19 protein-coding genes and 1 other RNA gene are annotated in these 18,353 nt (G+C 45.5%); 5 read left to right on the top strand and 15 right to left on the bottom strand.

Going from position 1 to position 18,353, the window contains the following annotated elements; genetic code table 11:
* Positions 1–145 precede the first annotated feature (145 nt).
* The 5 genes from MMOL_RS04615 to recR all read left to right on the top strand — a co-directional run bounded on the left by MMOL_RS04615 (position 146) and on the right by recR (position 4,223).
* A complete protein-coding gene (locus MMOL_RS04615; protein WP_041928695.1) occupies positions 146–1,216 on the top strand; it encodes a response regulator in 1,071 nt (356 codons plus the stop codon).
* Positions 1,217–1,388: 172 nt separating this feature from the next.
* Positions 1,389–1,485, top strand: an RNA gene (ffs, locus tag MMOL_RS11985) — signal recognition particle sRNA small type.
* 89 nt (positions 1,486–1,574) lie between these two features.
* Positions 1,575–3,269, top strand: coding sequence for a DNA polymerase III subunit gamma/tau (gene dnaX / locus MMOL_RS04610; RefSeq protein ID WP_015831851.1), 1,695 nt, complete (start codon positions 1,575–1,577; stop codon positions 3,267–3,269).
* A gap of 19 nt (positions 3,270–3,288) precedes the next feature.
* Complete coding sequence (locus tag MMOL_RS04605) at positions 3,289–3,597, top strand: YbaB/EbfC family nucleoid-associated protein (protein ID WP_015831850.1); 309 nt, start codon at positions 3,289–3,291, stop codon at positions 3,595–3,597.
* Between the two features lie 23 nt (positions 3,598–3,620).
* Positions 3,621–4,223, top strand: a complete 603-nt coding sequence (recR, locus tag MMOL_RS04600; RefSeq protein ID WP_015831849.1) for a recombination mediator RecR — start codon at positions 3,621–3,623, stop codon at positions 4,221–4,223.
* A 137-nt stretch (positions 4,224–4,360) separates the two neighbouring features.
* Here the strand turns inward: recR and MMOL_RS04595 are convergent, their stop codons facing one another.
* The 15 genes from MMOL_RS04595 to hfq all read right to left on the bottom strand — a co-directional run bounded on the left by MMOL_RS04595 (position 4,361) and on the right by hfq (position 18,304).
* Positions 4,361–5,023, bottom strand: coding sequence for an HAD family hydrolase (locus tag MMOL_RS04595; protein WP_015831848.1), 663 nt, complete (start codon positions 5,021–5,023; stop codon positions 4,361–4,363).
* Positions 5,020–5,754, bottom strand: coding sequence for a bifunctional 2-polyprenyl-6-hydroxyphenol methylase/3-demethylubiquinol 3-O-methyltransferase UbiG (gene ubiG, locus MMOL_RS04590; protein ID WP_015831847.1), 735 nt, complete (start codon positions 5,752–5,754; stop codon positions 5,020–5,022). The genes MMOL_RS04595 and ubiG overlap by 4 nt, the downstream gene beginning before the upstream one ends.
* Positions 5,721–7,073 (bottom strand): TRZ/ATZ family hydrolase, encoded by a 1,353-nt coding sequence (locus MMOL_RS04585; RefSeq protein ID WP_015831846.1) that lies wholly within the window; start codon positions 7,071–7,073, stop codon positions 5,721–5,723. The genes ubiG and MMOL_RS04585 overlap by 34 nt, the downstream gene beginning before the upstream one ends.
* A gap of 59 nt (positions 7,074–7,132) precedes the next feature.
* A complete protein-coding gene (locus tag MMOL_RS04580; protein WP_015831845.1) occupies positions 7,133–8,230 on the bottom strand; it encodes an outer membrane beta-barrel protein in 1,098 nt (365 codons plus the stop codon).
* A gap of 125 nt (positions 8,231–8,355) precedes the next feature.
* Positions 8,356–9,042, bottom strand: coding sequence for a (5-formylfuran-3-yl)methyl phosphate synthase (locus MMOL_RS04575; protein ID WP_015831844.1), 687 nt, complete (start codon positions 9,040–9,042; stop codon positions 8,356–8,358).
* Positions 9,043–9,113: 71 nt separating this feature from the next.
* Complete coding sequence (locus MMOL_RS04570) at positions 9,114–9,689, bottom strand: DUF447 domain-containing protein (protein ID WP_015831843.1); 576 nt, start codon at positions 9,687–9,689, stop codon at positions 9,114–9,116.
* Between the two features lie 64 nt (positions 9,690–9,753).
* Positions 9,754–11,169: a DUF6513 domain-containing protein gene (locus MMOL_RS04565; protein WP_015831842.1), complete on the bottom strand. Its 1,416-nt coding sequence runs from the start codon at positions 11,167–11,169 to the stop codon at positions 9,754–9,756.
* 1 nt (position 11,170) lies between these two features.
* A complete protein-coding gene (locus tag MMOL_RS04560; protein WP_015831841.1) occupies positions 11,171–11,728 on the bottom strand; it encodes a flavoprotein in 558 nt (185 codons plus the stop codon).
* Positions 11,729–11,904: 176 nt separating this feature from the next.
* Entirely contained in the window at positions 11,905–13,236 is a 1,332-nt protein-coding gene (locus MMOL_RS04555; RefSeq protein ID WP_015831840.1) for an adenylosuccinate synthase, read from the bottom strand.
* Between the two features lie 71 nt (positions 13,237–13,307).
* Entirely contained in the window at positions 13,308–14,471 is a 1,164-nt protein-coding gene (locus MMOL_RS04550; protein ID WP_015831839.1) for an ATP phosphoribosyltransferase regulatory subunit, read from the bottom strand.
* 9 nt (positions 14,472–14,480) lie between these two features.
* Positions 14,481–14,666, bottom strand: coding sequence for a DUF2065 domain-containing protein (locus tag MMOL_RS04545; protein ID WP_081433039.1), 186 nt, complete (start codon positions 14,664–14,666; stop codon positions 14,481–14,483).
* 9 nt (positions 14,667–14,675) lie between these two features.
* Positions 14,676–15,548: a protease modulator HflC gene (gene hflC, locus MMOL_RS04540; RefSeq protein WP_015831838.1), complete on the bottom strand. Its 873-nt coding sequence runs from the start codon at positions 15,546–15,548 to the stop codon at positions 14,676–14,678.
* A 9-nt stretch (positions 15,549–15,557) separates the two neighbouring features.
* Positions 15,558–16,760, bottom strand: coding sequence for an FtsH protease activity modulator HflK (hflK, locus tag MMOL_RS04535; protein ID WP_015831837.1), 1,203 nt, complete (start codon positions 16,758–16,760; stop codon positions 15,558–15,560).
* A gap of 167 nt (positions 16,761–16,927) precedes the next feature.
* Positions 16,928–18,055: a GTPase HflX gene (gene hflX / locus MMOL_RS04530; protein ID WP_041928693.1), complete on the bottom strand. Its 1,128-nt coding sequence runs from the start codon at positions 18,053–18,055 to the stop codon at positions 16,928–16,930.
* 12 nt (positions 18,056–18,067) lie between these two features.
* Positions 18,068–18,304: an RNA chaperone Hfq gene (hfq, locus tag MMOL_RS04525; RefSeq protein WP_015831835.1), complete on the bottom strand. Its 237-nt coding sequence runs from the start codon at positions 18,302–18,304 to the stop codon at positions 18,068–18,070.
* Positions 18,305–18,353: the final 49 nt, after the last annotated feature.

Raw genomic sequence — 18,353 nt, 5'->3', positions numbered from 1 at the left:
AATCACGTACGAAACCCGCTATCAGTAAAGCCCAGATCTAGATTTCACGCCCCAATGTTCACTAAAAATTGTAACTACGCACTGTGCCAGCACCTCTGTTTTGAGACATAATGACGAGGTGTTTTAATCAATGTCTAAGAAAAGCATGCGCATATTATTAATTGACGACACCGAACTTAACATCACACAGCTGAAGCACCTCATTAAAAAGATTCCAGAATATGAGGCAATCGCATTTACCAACCCGGTTAAGGCGTTGCTTTGGTGTAGGGATAATGAGCCAGATTTGGTGGTAGTCGATTATGCCATGCCTGAAATGGATGGCATTCAGTTCACCCAGCAGTTCAGGGGCTTTGTTAACTACGAAGACATTCCAGTGCTGATGATAACCACCAATAGCGATACCTCAGTCCGCCAAAAAGCACTGAGCACTGGTGTTACCGACTTCCTGAACACGCCTTTAGATAATATTGAGTTTATTACCCGCGCCAGAAACATGTTGGCACTACGTCAAAATCAAAAAAAGTTAATCGACCGTGCAGCATGGCTCACAGAAGAAATACGCAAAGCCACCAGAAAAGTTAAAGACCAGGAACGTGAAACCATATTCTGCTTAGCGAAAGCGGTGGAATACCGTAATCCAGAAACAGGTGCACATATACAACGTATGGCACACTACTCCAAGCATATTGCACACGTGCTGGGGCTTTCGGTACAAGAGCAAGAGCTGTTACTTGAAGCTGCACCTATGCACGATATTGGTAAAGTTGGCATCACTGATGCCATTTTACTGAAACCAGGCCGCCTAACGCCGGCAGAGTATGCCACCATGCAACAGCACGCATTAATTGGCTATGAGCTACTCAGCGCTGGCAGCTCTCCCTTACTCAAAGTCGCAGCAGAGATCGCACTCACACATCATGAAAAATATGACGGCAGCGGCTATCCACATGGCCTATCCGGTGAAAATATCCCACTCTTCGGCCGTATCGTGGCAGTGGCGGATGTATTTGATGCACTCACCTCTGCACGCCCATACAAACAAGCTTGGTCAATTGAAGAAGCTTGCCAGCTACTGCGAGATGGCAGTGGCAAACACTTTGACCCAGCATGCGTTGAGGCATTCCTCAGTGACTTTGGCGAGGTCATTGCTATCAAGAATGCTTTTCTTGATGAATCTGATTCAGAAGAAAATCGCGCACGATATGGAGCCTAAGCAATTAAGAAATCAACACTCAAGCAATCTATAGTGTTCAAGAAACCATAATTGGGTTTAAGAAACCATGGTGTTCAAGAAATTGTAGTGATTGCAGCAAAATTATCCCCAGTCACATAAATATCAATAAAGCACTAACGTAAATTTGGCAAAGTATTGTAAAATTACGTCCGGCGGGCCTCCCCGCATTGTGAAGTAGCCAATCTGGTCAGGTGCGGAAGCAAGCAGCCACAACTATTAAGCAAGTGCCGGGGCAAAGGCTCGCCTCTTCTTTTCTTTAGCTCAAGCACGGTTTACAGGCCAAAGAACCTCCTAATAATTAAAGACGAAAATACAATTTTCAGCTAAAGTTTAGGTTATGTCATATCAAGTGCTAGCGCGTAAATGGCGCCCAAAATCGTTTGAAACGTTGGTCGGTCAAGATCACGTTGTACGTGCGCTCACCAATGCCCTTGAACAAAATCGCTTACATCATGCTTATTTATTTACCGGCACACGCGGTGTTGGTAAAACCACATTAGCACGTATTCTGGCAAAATCTCTCAATTGTGAAACTGGCATCACCGCAAAGCCTTGTGGCGTTTGCAATGCCTGTACCGAAATTGATAAAGGTCGCTTTGTCGATTTAATCGAGGTGGATGCGGCAAGTAACACGCAGGTAGATGCCATGCGTGATTTACTCGATAACGCACAATATGCACCTACGGCCGGCCGCTTTAAAGTGTACATCATCGATGAAGTGCACATGCTGTCAAAAAGTGCATTTAATGCCATGCTAAAAACGCTGGAAGAACCACCAGCGCACGTCAAATTCATCTTGGCCACCACCGACCCGCAAAAAGTACCGGTCACCGTATTATCACGCTGTCTGCAATTTAATCTGCGCCAAATGGCTGGCACTTCTATTACCAGCCACCTGCAAAACATTCTTACCCAAGAAAACATTGCATTTGAGCCAACCGCACTGCACTTAATCTCGCGCGCAGCAGCAGGCAGTATGCGTGATGCACTCTCTCTAACAGACCAAGCGATTGCCTATGGTGGCCAAACAGTACACGAGTCCGAAGTGCGCGCGATGCTGGGGGCGATTGATCAAAGCTACTTATACCAACTGTTGGATGCGCTATTGGTAAATGATGGCAACAGCCTGATTAATCAAGCGAAGGCTATGGAAGAGCGTAGCATCTCATTTGATGCGGCCTTCAATGACCTCGCTCAATTATTGCACCAAATTGCAGTTGCGCAGACGGTACCTGAGAGTGTTGCGCATGACTTACCGGAACGTGAAGCCCTGCTCAGCTTAGCACAAAGAATCCCAGCAGAAACCTTACAGCTGTATTACCAAATTGCCCTGTTAGGACGCCGTGATATAGGTCTAGCACCAGATGAATTTGCTGGCTTTACCATGAGTTTATTACGCATGCTGGCATTCACGCCTAACGAAAACAGTGCACAAAAGGCTAAACCAACGAGCCCTATTAACAGCGCGCGTCCAACGGCGGCGGCACTCATCTCCACTACTGAAAGATCAGCATCCATTGTTGTAGTGGAAGCAGCTTCGGCTGCAGTGGCAGATAACAGTGTAGCAATACCAAACACAGTAACACCCAATGTAGTAACACCAGCAATAGAAACACCAGTTGAAGATATAGCCAGAGCACCGCGCTCCGGTGGCACCAGCTTTAATGGCAACTGGCGCGCGTTAGTCGATGCACTAAAACTTGGACTAGCCAGAGAACTAGCCAAGCACTGTGAACTAGTATCTTATGACGATGACAGCATTACACTCAGCGTGCCGGAGAGTCAGAAACACTTAGTTTCTGCCAACTATCAAGAAAAGTTAACCACAGCGATTACTCAGCATTTTGATAGAAAAATCAAGCTGCAATTTAGCATTGGCGGTACCGGCAACACGCCAGCCAAGCAGATCTCTCAAGAAAAAGCACAAGCGCAAGCCAATGCCGAATCAGCCATTGAAGAAGACAGTTTTGTACAAGCACTGATTGATGATTTCGGCGCGACAATCATCCCGAACAGCATCAAACCAATTTAATCAAATTAAGGAGAACATTATGATGAAAGGTGGCATGGGCAATTTAATGAAGCAAGCCCAGCAAATGCAAGCTAACATGCAAAAAGCACAAGAAGAGCTTGCTAACATTGACGTTGAAGGTATTGCGGCCAACGGTTTGGTTAAAGTACAAATGTCCTGCAAAAATGAAGTAAAACGCGTCACTTTAGATGACAGCGTCATGGATGACAAAGAAACTTTAGAAGACTTATTAGTAATTGCTTTAAAAGATGCAACAGCAAAAGCTGAAGCGACCTCCTCTGCACGCCTATCAAGCTTTATGCCTGCTGGCATGAAACTGCCATTCTAAATTACGCCTAGTTTAATATTGCAATGAAAAACCCGCCTGCCCTTGAACAACTGATCGACAGCTTACGTTGTTTGCCGGGCGTGGGGCCAAAATCGGCGCAACGCATGGCTTACTATTTGCTGCAACGCGACAGACAGGGTGCTAATGGCCTAGCATTAGCCTTGAACAATGCATTGCAAGTAGTTGATCATTGCAAGCTGTGCAACACCTTTAGCGAACAGCCCATCTGCCCGCTATGCGAATCAGCGCAGCGAGACAAAACTGTGCTGTGCGTGGTTGAAATGCCAACCGACCTGATTATGCTTGAAAACACCCGTGCTTACAGCGGTATGTATTTTGTGTTGATGGGCAGACTATCTCCGCTCGATGGCATTGGCCCTAAAGAAATCCATCTGGACAGACTGATTAAACGCGCTAATGACGGCGTGGTCACTGAGGTTATCTTGGCAACCAATTACACGGTAGAAGGCGATGCAACTGCCCATTACATTAGTGAGTTACTGCGTGCTCGTGGCATTAAAGTGAGCCGTATCGCACGCGGCATGCCGATGGGTGGGGAAATTGAATACGTAGACACCGGAACATTGGCGCAAGCCATGTTAGAACGCAGAAGCGTATTCAAATAACCATTACCAGCCTAGCAGCACAACTCAGACATACTGCGTCAAGCTGACTTTAGATACAGACTAGCGCTAACCCCGCGCCATACTCCATACGCACCAACGCCAGCTAGATTAACAAGCTCAAAGCGAGCAAATTCAAGTTAGCAAGTTGCGGGGAGCTTCAGATTCACCAAAGTGAGTAAATCCAGAGGGCCTTGAATTGCTTTGTCTGCACCCCACGTCTCCGGCTGGTCCGCTTCAGATAAATAGCCATACAAGGCCACAACCGTTTGCATGCCTGCTGCTTTACCTGCTTGAATATCACGCTCAGCATCACCCACATACCAGCATTGCTGCGGACTCACACCGGCTTGTTTACAGGCCATGAATAAGGTGTCTGGGTAAGGTTTAGGCCGTGCCGCATCATCGCCACTCACTACGCATGCCGCACGTGTCAGTAATCCTATGCTTTGCATCAAAGGTTGTGTGAATCGTCGCGGTTTATTAGTGACTACACCCCAAGGGATATTATTTGCTTCCAACACGGCTAACAGCTCAGCAATACCATCAAACAAAATTGGTTGGCGTGTTAACACTTGGTCATAGATAGCGAGATATTCATCGCGCATACGGGCAAAAGCCTCATTTTCATCGCTTAAATCAAACCCAATCGCAAGCAAGCCTTTAGAGCCATGTGAGGCATAGGGCCTAATTACGTCTAGCGGCAATTCGGCCAAACCATGTCGTATCCGTTGTAGATTCAGTGCATACGCAAGGTCATGTGCGGTATCAACTAAAGTACCGTCTAGATCAAATAAAATCATGATGAATAATCACTAAGTTCAGTGTGTAAAAGATAATTCACAGAAACATCATCACTTAAGGAATAATGCTGTGTCAGTGGTTGATAGCTCATGCCAGCCATACCAGCAACATTCAGCCCAGATTGTCGCACCCAACCTGAAAGCTCGGATGGTTTAATAAACTTGGCATAATCATGGGTACCTTTGGGCAGCATATTGAGAATATACTCGGCACCTAGCACCGCAAATAAATAAGCTTTCGGGTTACGGTTAATGGTAGAGAAGAATACTGAGCCACCTGGCTTCACCAAACGCGCGCATGCTGCCACGATGGATGCAGGGTCGGGTACATGCTCTAACATCTCCATACATGTCACCACATCAAAGCTTGCTGGCTGCTCCAGCGCTAACTGTTCAACAGAAATGAGTTCATAGTTTACTTTGGCTCCGCTTTCCAGCTGATGCAATTTGGCAACATTAAGCGCCTGTTCACCTAAGTCGATTCCTGTCACATCTGCACCTTTAAAGTACATAGATTCAGACAGGATACCGCCACCACAACCCACATCGAGCACACGCTTACCACTCAAGCTGGCTAAGTTGTCGATATAGTTTAAACGTAATGGATTAATCTCATGCAGCGGCTTAAATTCGCTATTTTTATCCCACCATTTATGTGCAAGTTCGCCAAACTTTTGCAACTCCAGCACATCTGCGTTTAATGTTTGTATTGTCTTAGCTTCGGTTGCCATATTTGGATAATTTCCTTTAACTCTACTGGTTCTATATTCGCATAAGTGCCATTACTGTAACGCAATTCTCCTGCCACCCAAGTGTGGGTCACATGCTCACGGCCACAGCTGTATACCAAGTGCGAAACCGGGTCATAACAAGGCGATATTGCAAAGTCACTTAACTTCACGGCCACCAAGTCAGCCTGTTTTCCTACTTCAATACTGCCAATTTTATGGTCTAGTCCTATCGCCTTAGCTGCATTAATCGTCACCATTTTCAGCGCCTGATGCGCGGGCAATACTGCTGCATCCTCACTCACGCCTTTGCACAGCAAAGCAGCAAGCCGCATTTCACTAAACATGTCTAAACGGTTGTTACTCGCTGCACCATCTGTACCTATGCACACATTGACATTATTTTTCAATAAAGCTTGCACTGGTGCGATACCACTACCCAATTTCAAATTAGAGGCAGGACAGTGCGCAATATGACAGCCATATTCAGCTAACATATCAATTTCATGCGGCAATAAATGTACGCCGTGTGCAGCAATAAAGCCTGGACCTAGCAGGCCAAGTGCCGCAATCCTTTGTATGGGCCGCACGCCATGCGCTGTTTCACCTTGGACAATCTCGTCGCGTGTTTCATGCAAATGCGTATGGATACCTAAGCCCAACTGCTCAGCATAGATCAGCACTTTTTCAAAAGTCTGGTTAGAAATCGTGTACGGCGCATGCGGCGCCAATGCAGAGCTGATTAATGCATTGCCGCGCCAGCTATCATGCGCTTCAAAACCCTTTTGCAAATAGTCATCGGCATCAGCTGCGTAATTGGTAGGAAACTCCAGCACGGTTAAACCTAAGTGCGCGCGCATCCCCGCTTTATTGGCAGCCAGCGCCGTAGCTTGCGGGTAGAAGTACATATCATTAAAGCACGTAGTCCCGCCGCTTAACATTTCTGCGCAGGCGAGCAAGGAGGCATCTTCTACATAGCGCTCCGTCACAATCGCGCGCTCTGCTGGCCATATGTGCGAGTTAAGCCAATCCATTAAAGGCTGGTCATCTGCAATACCCCGCATCAATGTCATAGCTGCATGCGTATGCGCATTAATTAAACCTGGCATCAGCACATGCTCATCGGCAACAAGTAATTCAGCTGCCGTATACTTCACACGTGCCTGCTCTGTGGGCAATACATCAACAATCAACTGCTGATCAATCACTACCGAGTAAAACTCATGCAACGTATTATTAGCGTCAACGGGCACAACCCAGCGCGCTTCAATCACTAATTCAACTTGGGTTGCTTGCATCGGTAATTGATCTGATTTTGTCATAGAAGCTCATTTTACCAATAAAAAAGCCCCGCAAGCGGGGCTTTTTACAATCAAGGAAATTATTTACAACCTTTTTCCATTGAACGTGTAGCTTCGATCTCAACACGGCGGTTTGGTGCTAAGCATTCGATTAATGCTTTACGGCCTTTTACGCCATCGCAACTAACCACTGGTACTAACTCACCTTTACCTACAGCAACCAAACGGTCTGCTTCGATACCTTGAGCAATCAAGTAGTCACGCACTTGGTTAGCACGTTTTTCTGATAGTTTTTGGTTGTAAGCTTCGCTACCAAGTTTGTCTGTATGGCCAGTTACTTTCACGCTTGCGAAAATTTTGTTTTCTTTCATTTTCGGCACAACTTCGTTATCAAGAACGCTAGTGTCTTTCAACTTAGCTTCGTCAAACGCAAACAATTTAGAAGCTTCAATTGTGATTGTTTCGTATTGTGGTACGCATGCAACTGGAGCAGGAGCTGGCTCTGGTGTTGGTGCAACAGCTGCTGGTGCTACTGGTGCTGGCTCAGGCTCAACTGCAGCTACTGGCATAGGAGCTGGTGCGCCAAAACGGAAGATACCGCCTAAGCTTAATAAAGTGTTACCAATTGTGTCAGTCTCGCTCGCTGTAGTTGCGCCATCGCTCACTTTAACTGATGCACGGCTCCATTGGTGACGCAAGTCAGCTTGTAAACCAAATGAATCATTAAACAGATATTGTGCACCAAGACCAACGTTAGCTAACCAAGATGTTTTTTTACCATCAACATCAAGGGTAGGATGGCTGTAGTCAACATCATTACGTGCTACGCCTAGACCTGCTAACAAGAATGGACGGAATTTATCACGGCTGAACATGTATAAAGCATCAAGGCCCAGTGTCGTTTGTTTGTAACGACCACTAACGCCAGCAATGCCTGTGTCTTCACTTGCACGGTTGTAACCTAAGCCACCTTGGATGTCCCAGTGCTCAGACAACTCTTTACCAAGTTTTAGAAATGCGCCGCCACCGTTGTTAGCTTCCAAATCACTATCTGTGTTCATGTAGCTAACACCTGGTACTGCATACCAAGCGCCACGGTACATATCTTCTGCAGTTGCTGCAAATGCTGCCAACCCTAATGTAGCTGCTACAGCAAAAGTTAACATGTTCTTTTTCATTCTTATTACTCCTTGTTAATGAATCTTTATGCTGGCAATAATACGCATATACATAACGCAACGCAACTTATAACTCCATGTAAATATTAGCTTACAGCTACTGTTGTTGCAAAACAACAACAAATTTACAGCGCAGCTCGAATTGCTTTTATTTTAGCCGCATCCAAATTTAATTTGCGCTGATTAGACATACTCACGCCACCTCTAAAACCAATGTAACTCGGGCTGTAGGCCCGTACTTTTTCCAAATGTTGTACGTTGAGTGAACCAGCTAATCCAAAGGCCATCGCATGGCTTCTAACACGTGTTGCAAATAAGCACATTTGCTCATGCGTATAGTAATCCATGAATGTCCCCCCATTCTTTTGGGCAGTATCCAGCATCAACCCATAAAAACCGGCGGCTTTGATGTCATCAATCAAATGCTCGGGATATTGCATCTCGGCAAAGAGTACCGCAATTAACTTAACTCCTTGATGGGCAATATGCTTAAGCGTATCTAAACAAGATTGATAGTCTTCTGACTCAAAGAAACCGATTTTGACGAAATCTACTTTGGTATTGGCAATACGCAATACCTGCTGTGCAATCAAGTCCGCTTGCATTGGTAAATCACCCACGGTGGCACTAGTGTACTGCTGTGGGTGACTACGATTGATGCCAACGAAATCAACAACTTCTTGAATGGTTTGAATAGGTAATGCGCCTAGCGCACCCTGATGCGGATCTTTTAAATCAATTAAATCTGCACCGTGCACCAAGGCTATCTGCGCCTCGTTAACATCTGTCACGCTAATCAATAATTGTGTCATGCGAATACAACGCCTAAACCAGTATCATTTATAAATTAGGGCTAGCGTTAAGGCTAAGCCCAGTTTTCCAGCTAAGCCAGGTTCTCAAGGTTAAGGGCAGCTTTGTGATTTTCCACCATTTCTATCAACCAGCCCCAAGCCTCCAACTCACGCGGGCCAGCAGTCTTTTCGATCGCAATCGTTAAATAATCGATTTCCTGGCAGATTTTTTCCAACGGCAGTCTTTTTAAACGGCTCACTAGAACCGCCAGTTCGATCACTGCTGCCTGCGCTCGGTTAAAGCCTTGAAATGGCTGATGCTGTGCTTCATGCACAATCTCTAAAAAAAGCTGCGGACGTACATCATCATCCTCAAATCTCACTAATTTCAGCTCTTTATGTGCCAGCACTTCGGCTAACCTAACTCCGTTAATTTTGGTCGCAGGCATCAAGCTTGCAACAGGCTTCTCCGCTAGTGCGGCAGCAAATACGCGTACATCGTCGGTTAAATTAACAACCGCATGGCCTGTCGCCAAGATATTGGCTAAAGTAGTCGATGGTTTAAACGGGGCAATCACCACCAAACCATCCTGCATACGGATGCCAAATGGGGTGACGTGTGGAACACCTTCAGCACTAACAGAACTAACTATGGTTTCATAAATCATGTATTAACCTTCAATTCGCGGCGTGTTTATACTTGCTCGCACCCACAACAATTTACTTGAGAACTTACTGCTCATCTTTTTTTACGCGTTTTTCTTTGATAGAAGCCTCACGATGCGCTGTCTTACCGGCAACATCGGTACGCTTAGTACGAATACCCCACTCCAACTCTTGATCTTGCGCGTAGCGCTTGCCAAGCTGCCATGCAATTTGCGCGCGCGCTAGCTCCACACCTAAATAAAAAGCATGAGAGGCATCATCCTCTACTTTTAAATGCGGATACAACACAAAGGGATCAAGCGCTTCATGGATACCATCGCGGTTGTAGATATGCAAACCCTGCTCACTCACCTGAATACGGAAGCTAGGATCTTTAATCTGTGACGCGATTTCGTTAATCTCGTCAGCACTGTAGGTAAATGGGCGCTTATCATGCAGACCTAACAAGCCATTGCTGTAACCACGCGGCAAGCGCTCATCTCGCTTGGCTGCAAACATAGTGCGCCTAGCGATATCAGCTTCAGCAATCGCATTGACTGCATGCGTACTGACCGAAGTGGCTAATACTGCATTAATATTCAACTCGCTAATCATGCCAAACAATAACGCATTGATACCTGTGGTATCCGCATCGGTAAGCTCAGTTAGATTGCCAATGCCCATCATAATTTCAATATCAGGGTATTTCTTACGTAAACGATGGTAACGCACGATGGAGTCGGTCAAACCAAAATGGATAGGATCCAAAATCGCATCCGCTAAAAAAGGCTTGCCTAACTTAATACAGCCTTCAATCGCACGATACAGCGAAGGCAAGCTATGCGGCTTTGCTGGAATTAACACCGGAGTAGAAGCTACCTCCTCTGCAATCCAAAGTGTTTTCTCAGTGAGACTCAATAGATAGTCAGCACCAGCGCGCCCTGCTGCAAGCAAATCATCGGTATTTAAAGAGTCTACACTGACACTTAGCCCCTGCTGTTTAAGTGCTTGTATGCTTTCTGCTAAGTGCGGAAAAGGCACCGCAGGCAAACAGCCCAGATCAATCACATTGGCACCTTGCGCTCGGTATTGCAAAGCCTTGTGCAGAATACCTTCCACACTTAAATATGGCGCATCCACAATTTCTGCGAATATTTCAACTTGGTACTGACTTATATCAGGCGCTATGCCCTGATGCCCGAAATATTGTGGTAAATCTTTTAAGTCTACAGGGCCACGCTCAACAGGTATGCCATACTTGGCTTCCAGCATGGTTAAATCCCCTTGGCACAAACCGGGCACAATCACCTTATCCGCGTCGCCAGTTTCTTTGACCCTACGCGCTATCAAGTCAGGCGTCATCAATGCCGCTACCGAAACCCCTATCTGTTCTACACGGTACTTAAACGGCACTGTTTTAGGGTTACTTTGCACTTCATTTAGTACTTTGTTCAAACTTTTTTCGGCAAGCTTACCCGTTAAAAAAAGTAGATTTTTTGTCATACTAATCGGCGTGCGTTAGCGATTGCAAATGCTGCTGGATACAGCTGCTTAAGCTTTCCATGTCTTCTACAACACTGGTCATTTCAAACGATTTAAGTTTGGTGATATTTTCTAAATCAATCTTACGCGGATAAACCTTAACGATATTGTCACGTGGCGCTTCAGACTCCAGTTCAGGCGCAGTATCACATGCGAATACGATACTAGGCACGCGCGTTTTTCCAGCCTGCGCGTATAAATTAGTCACCAAACTATCAGAAAAGCCATACGCCATTTTTGCAATGGTATTTGAGGTTGCCGGAGCAATAACCAGCCCGTGGTATTTACCTTTATAAAACATCCCCACAGGCACACTACTGGCTGTCTTGTCTTGATAAACACGGTGCCCAGCAGCGTTTAACGCTTGCTGAAAACCGTACTGCTGAATAATTTCTGCGCCGGCACTACTTAGAAAAATATCAACATTTTCTAATGTATTCAGCATATCAATAGACTCGCGTAAATAATGACCAGAGCCTGTAATCGCCCATGCCAAACGCTGACTTTTTTTATCTATCATTTTTAAACCAAACTTGTACTAAAAAACACACTTCAGCCACACAAAGTCACACCAAGCATGCTGCCAAGCTACTAAACCTGAAACAAGGTCATAGCAGCATAAGCCGGACTGATAGCGGGCATGGCGCAAGACACTTTTAATGCCTAATTAATACCTAGGCATCAAAGCAATTACAATTAAGCAAAAGGATGCTCAATCACGATCGTTTCATCACGCTCAGGGCCTGTAGAAACGATAGCGATTGGCACACCACACAATGCCTCTAAGCGTTTTAAGTAGTTTTGTGCATTTTTAGGCAAGCCGTCCCACGTTTTAACGCCAAACGTAGTCTCTGACCAACCTGGTACAGTTTCATAAATAGGTTTACAGCCAGCAACATCGTCCGCACCGATTGGTAGCAAATCAATTTTCTTGCCGTCTAACTCATACCCTGTACAGATGTTCAGCTCTTTGATGCCGTCTAACACATCCAATTTGGTGATACATAAACCAGTTAAGCCGTTGATCATGGCAGAACGGCGCAAGGCTGCTGCATCAAACCAACCACAACGACGCTTACGTTTAGTCACAGTGCCAATCTCTTGGCCTTTATTGGACATTTGGTAGCCTGGCAGACCTTGTGTTTCGATATCCAGTTCACTTGGGAACGGGCCGCCACCTACACGTGTTGTATAAGCTTTAGTAATACCCAATACATAGTGCAGCATATTTGCACCCACGCCGGTACCGGCTGAAGCTTGACCTGCGATACAGTTGCTTGAAGTCACATAAGGATAAGTGCCGTGGTCAATATCGAGCAAGGTGCCTTGTGCGCCCTCAAACAACAGACTTTCGCCTTTAGCATTAGCCGCGTAAATTTCTGCAGAAACGTCCGCGATCATCGGTTTCAGCGCAATGGCCTGCTGCATGCTGGCATCGAATTGCTCATTAAAATCTACTGGTTTAGCATCAAGATAATTGGTTAATACGAAGTTATGGTAATCCATTACCTCGCGTAATTTTTCTGAAAAACGCTCTGGGTAAAACAAGTCGTACACACGCAAAGCACGGCGTGCCACTTTGTCCTCATAGGTTGGGCCAATGCCTTTACCTGTAGTGCCGATTTTTTTCTCTGCGCTACGTTTTGCTTCACGCGCGACGTCTACAGCCACGTGGTGGCTCATAATCAATGGACAACCTGGGCTGACTTTTAAACGATTGGTGACTTCTAAGCCGTCTTTTTCTAAAGAAGAGATTTCTTTAAGCAAATGCCCGGCATCCAATACAACGCCATTACCAATATAGCAGTTAACGCCAGCACGCACGATACCAGAAGGCACAAGGTTCAATTTATACACGCGTTGCGCATCTCCCTGACCAACCACCAATGTGTGACCAGCATTGTGACCGCCTTGAAAGCGCACCACACCTTGGGCATGATCGGTTAACCAATCAACAATTTTACCTTTGCCTTCATCGCCCCACTGCGTACCAATGACGACCACATTTTTTGCTGCTTTATTTGCCATAACGTTTTACTTTGATTAAATATTAATTTTTGGAGTAGTGAATTTGCCTAGAGCAAAATCACGTGCAACTTTTAGTTTCTTACTACATCAACCACATGCCAGCCAGAATTGTAATGCTCTAACACCTGATTACAATTTAGTTCATTTAAATCTGCATCGGCGCTATCCAAGGCTTCAATCACCACTCGGCCTTCGTTGCGTAGGCTTGCGATTTTATTAGCAAGCGCCGGGTCCGCCGACACTGGGGCATAAATTGCCATATTAGATTGCGCTGGGGGTAAAGCACTCACCACACCGCGCAAATCAAGACTAAATCCTGTAGCCGGACGCGCACGGCCGAAAGACTGACCAACCTCATCATAACGACCACCTAATGCCAACGGCCCTTTGTAACATTTGGCATAGGCCGCAAATACAATACCGCTATGGTAATGGTAACCACGCAATTCACTTAAATCGAAACTGACGCTAGCACCCAATTGATCAATCGCACTACTTACTTGCTGCAAGCTTTCCAATGCCTTTTTAATTGCAGGTGTCGCCGGCAACACCTGGGATGCTTTGGCTAGAATTGATTGATCACCATTTAGCTCGGTTAAATGCAACAACGCCTCACGCGTTGCATGATCCAGTGCTTTAGTTAATGCTGCAACAGCCGGTTGGTCTTTGCTTTGTAAAGCCGCATACAAATCCTGCTCTAACTGCGCATCAACATTGCTAGTTTCTATTAAACTACCGAAGACATTTACGTGACTAAAATCTAGATGGATTTCATCAATACCAATCGCTTGCAATGCTTTAATCAATAAACGTTGAATCTCGATATCGCTCTCAATGCCAGCATGGCCATACAACTCAGCGCCAATTTGCAAAGGCTCACGTGTTAACGCCAATCCATCTGGCTTAGTGCGCAACACACTGCCGGCATAACATAAGCGCGTCACACCTTGATGATTCAACAAGTGTGCGTCGATTCTGGCTGCCTGTGGTGTCATGTCCGCACGCACCCCCATCAACCTGCCGGTTAACTGGTCAACCACTTTAAACGTAGCTAAATCCAAATCATGCCCAGCACCGGTAATCAGGGACTCCATATACTCCAACATGGGTGGAATTACATACTGATAACCATGCACTTTAAATAAGTCTAGTAATTTGCGGCGCAAGACCTCAATACGCAAAGCCTCGGCAGGTAACACATCTTCAATATATTCAGGCAACAACCAATTACGCATATTTATCAATCATTTACTTAACAAAATTAAGAGCAATCCGCCTACAATGGATATCAAACCAACGAAGCGGAGTTGCCCATCTTTTAATGCCACCATCTTTAAAAACGTTTCACGCCAGGCACGGGGCATGAGCAAAGGCAGCAAACCCTCAAGCACCAGCATTAAACCTAAAGCAGTTAACACATAGTCACGCACCACAACGGATTATTTTCTGTTAGGGCTGCGCATGTATTTAAAGAAATCTGAATTTGGATCCAGCACCATTACGTCACTCTTGCTCTTGAAGCTATTTTTATAAGCTTCTTGGCTACGATAAAACGCATAGAACTCTGGGTTGCGGCTATAAGACTGATTATAAATCTCACCCGCTTTTGCATCACCTTCACCCTTGGTTTTTTGCGCCTCACTGTAAGCCTCAGCAATAATCACTTCGCGCTGCTTATCTGCGTCTGCACGAATTTTTTCTGAAGCCGCTGCACCCTCTGAGCGCAATTGATTTGCTAAGCGTTTACGCTCTGCAATCATACGGTCAAACACAGACTTACTGATTTCCTCTGCATAATCAACACGTTTTAGGCGCACATCCACCACCGCAATACCCATTTGGCGCGCTTCAGTATCAGCAGTCTTACGCAAGTTATCCATCACTGCGCCACGTTCACCGGCAATCACGTCACGTACGGTACGTTTACCAAACTCGGTACGCAACACCGCATTCACCACTTTAGATAACCTATCCTCCGCAGCGGCTTCACCACCTTCTTTAATCGACACATAGTATTTTACTGGGTCAATAATGCGCCATTTAACGAAAGAGTCCACCATCATGTATTTGTTTTCGCTGGTAATAAACTTAGCAGGCTGTTCCCAGTCCAGTGTCAAAATACGGTTGTCAAAGTACTTAAGGTTATCCACGAATGGCATTTTAAAGTACAGGCCAGGCTCTTTCTTCACAGAAACAATCTCACCTAATCTTTGTACCACTACATACTGAGTTTGTTTCACCGTGAACGCAGAAGCTGATAGCAACATTAAGCCAATAATTCCTACGAAAATAATATTTTTTGCCTTGTTCATTATTTTTCCTTATCTACTTTCTCTGTCACGGCTGCGAAAAGCTTCTCTCGAGCGATCGGTAGTAGCGGCGGATGAATCAAACGCTGCATCGGATCCAGTTTGCGGATTTAATGACGGTGCAGGTTGCGGTGTACCAGCTGATGCGCCAGTTGCATTAATTAATTTATCCAGCGGCAAATACAACAAGCTGTTACCTGCTTTTTGATCAACAATCACTTTGCTGGTGGTAGATAAAATCTGCTCTTGTGCGTCAAGGTATAGACGCTGGCGTGTCACTTCTGGCGCGTTATTGTACTGCGCTAGAATTTGGTCAAAGCGGCTGGCATTACCCCTTGCTTCACTTTCAACTTTTAATTTATAACCAGCTGCCTCTGATAATAGCCGTGAAGCCGTACCACGTGCTTTTGGAATCACGTCATTAGCATAGGCTTGGCCTTCATTGATTTGGCGCTGATTATCTTGGTTAGCGCGGTTAACGTCTTCAAACGCCTCTTGCACTTGCTCTGGTGGCTGTGCGCTTTGTAGCGATACGCTAATAATTTTCACGCCAGTTTTATAGCTATCTAAAATCACCTGCATGCGCTCAGACGTATCCGCCAAGCCTTTTTGCAGTAAATCATCCAACTTATTCTTACCAACCACTTCACGGATTGCTGACTCAGCCGCTGACATCACTGCAGTGTCAGTAGAACGGTTATTGAATAAATAATATTTAGCGTTGTTCAGGTTGTATTGCACTGCAAACTGCAGATCAATAATATTCTCATCTTCTGTAAGCATTAAGGCTTCTTTAGGCAGTTTAGTTTTACCACCGCCAGAACCTTCTGCACTACTTCTATAGCCGACTTCCAGCCTACGCACTTGCTCCATATTTACAACTTCTACCGTTTCGATCGGGTACGGTAAATGCCAGCGTGGGCCAGGCTCAGTGGTTTCATCCAAGGCCTTACCAAAACGCATCACCACGCCTGTAGAACCTTGATCTACAATGTAAAATCCAGAACCAAGCCAAATTAAAAACACCAAACCCATGATTGGTAGCAATGGCAAATTAATCTCACCAGATGATGGACGTCTTGGCTGAGAGTTAGAGTGATTGCCGCCATTTTTGCCAAACATGGCATTAATTTTTCGGCTTAGATCACGCATCACCTCATCCAGATCAGGCGGCCCTTCATTATTTTGCTGTCTCCAACCAGGGAATTTAATCATTCATCACTCCAACACTAAAAATTGAATTACTTTAAATCTTGATTCAGGCAATGTAACGATTAGAAATCAAGCACATCAAACTTTTATACTTCGCAATTTAATTGCACTTATCTAACCGCGCTTAAAATTAAACCGTACTTAAATTTAATTGAATCTAAATACACCTCTTAAATAAAAGCGCTCTCTTCTGTACTTTGTTTTTGTACGTACTGATAGTGTTCTGCCATCGCCGCTCTCAGAAAATCAAGTCCTTCACCTGTTTTTGCCGATACATGCAAGCTCGTAATTCTACCATATTCATCACGACCAATCGCAGGCTCAAGACCCACGCGGTCTATTTGGTTATACACTAGAATCTGCGGTACTTCTGAGGCGCCGATTTCATGCAGTACTTTATTCACTTGTGCAATCTGTTCGTCACGATTGGTGCTGGCCGTATCCACTATATGCAATAGCAGGTCAGCCTGCACAGCCTCTTCCAACGTGGCACCAAACGCTTCTACCAGTGCATGCGGCAAGTGCTTAATAAACCCCACTGTATCGGAAAGCACTACCGAGCCACAGCCTTCAATATAAATCTTATGCGTAGTTGTATCTAACGTTGCAAATAACTGGTCAGCTGCATAGATATTCGCTTTTGTCAGCCGATTAAAAATCGTAGATTTACCGGCATTGGTATAGCCCACCAGCGACACCGTCATCACGTTAGAACGCTTGCGTGCCCTACGCTGCATACCACGCTGCGCTTTTAACTTGAGTAACTTCTCGCGTAGCTGCTTTACGCGCACACGCAACATACGCCTATCCAGTTCGAGCTGCGTTTCACCAGGACCGCCTCGCACACCGATACCGCCTTTTTGACGTTCCAAGTGGGTCCAGCCACGCACCAAACGTGTAGACAAATGTTCAAGCTGAGCCAACTCAACCTGCAGCTTACCCTCGTGCGTCTGCGCACGCTGGCTAAATATATCCAGAATCAAGCCCGTTCTATCCACCACGCGTGCCTGTAACAGCCGTTCAAGATTACGCTGCTGCGATGGTGTTAAATCGTGATTAAAGACGGCAACATGAGATTCCGTCGCCTGCATCATCTGCGCCAACTCATCAGCCTTACCACTGCCAATAAATAGCTTAGCGTCCGGGACAGACCGCTTACCCTCCACCTTACCCAGCACAGCCAAACCCGCACTCAAGCTTAATTGGCGAAGCTCTTCCAAACTTTCTTGGTAATCATTTTCGCCAAAATCCACACTTACCAATATAGCGGCATCACCGCCACTTGGCCTTTCAAACAAATCTTTCAACGCTTAATCATCACCTTCAGACACATTAATATTCACTGCACGCGCCGGCACTATTGTTGAAATAGCATGCTTATACACCATTTGCGTTACAGTATTTTTGAGCAGTATCACGTACTGATCAAACGAATCCACCTGCCCTTGCAATTTGATACCATTCACGAGATAAATAGATACAGCTACATGTTCTTTGCGTAGTGCGTTGAGAAATGGGTCTTGTAACATTTGCCCTTTTTGATTCATGATGTCTCCTATTGTTTGGAGTTAAATAAAGTTGACTGCCTGACGCTTA

Source organism: Methylotenera mobilis JLW8 (assembly GCF_000023705.1).
Taxonomy (GTDB): Bacteria; Pseudomonadota; Gammaproteobacteria; order Burkholderiales; family Methylophilaceae; genus Methylotenera; species Methylotenera mobilis.
The sequence above is the reverse complement of the archived record's forward strand: the minus strand, read 5'-3'. Positions and strand labels throughout refer to the sequence as shown.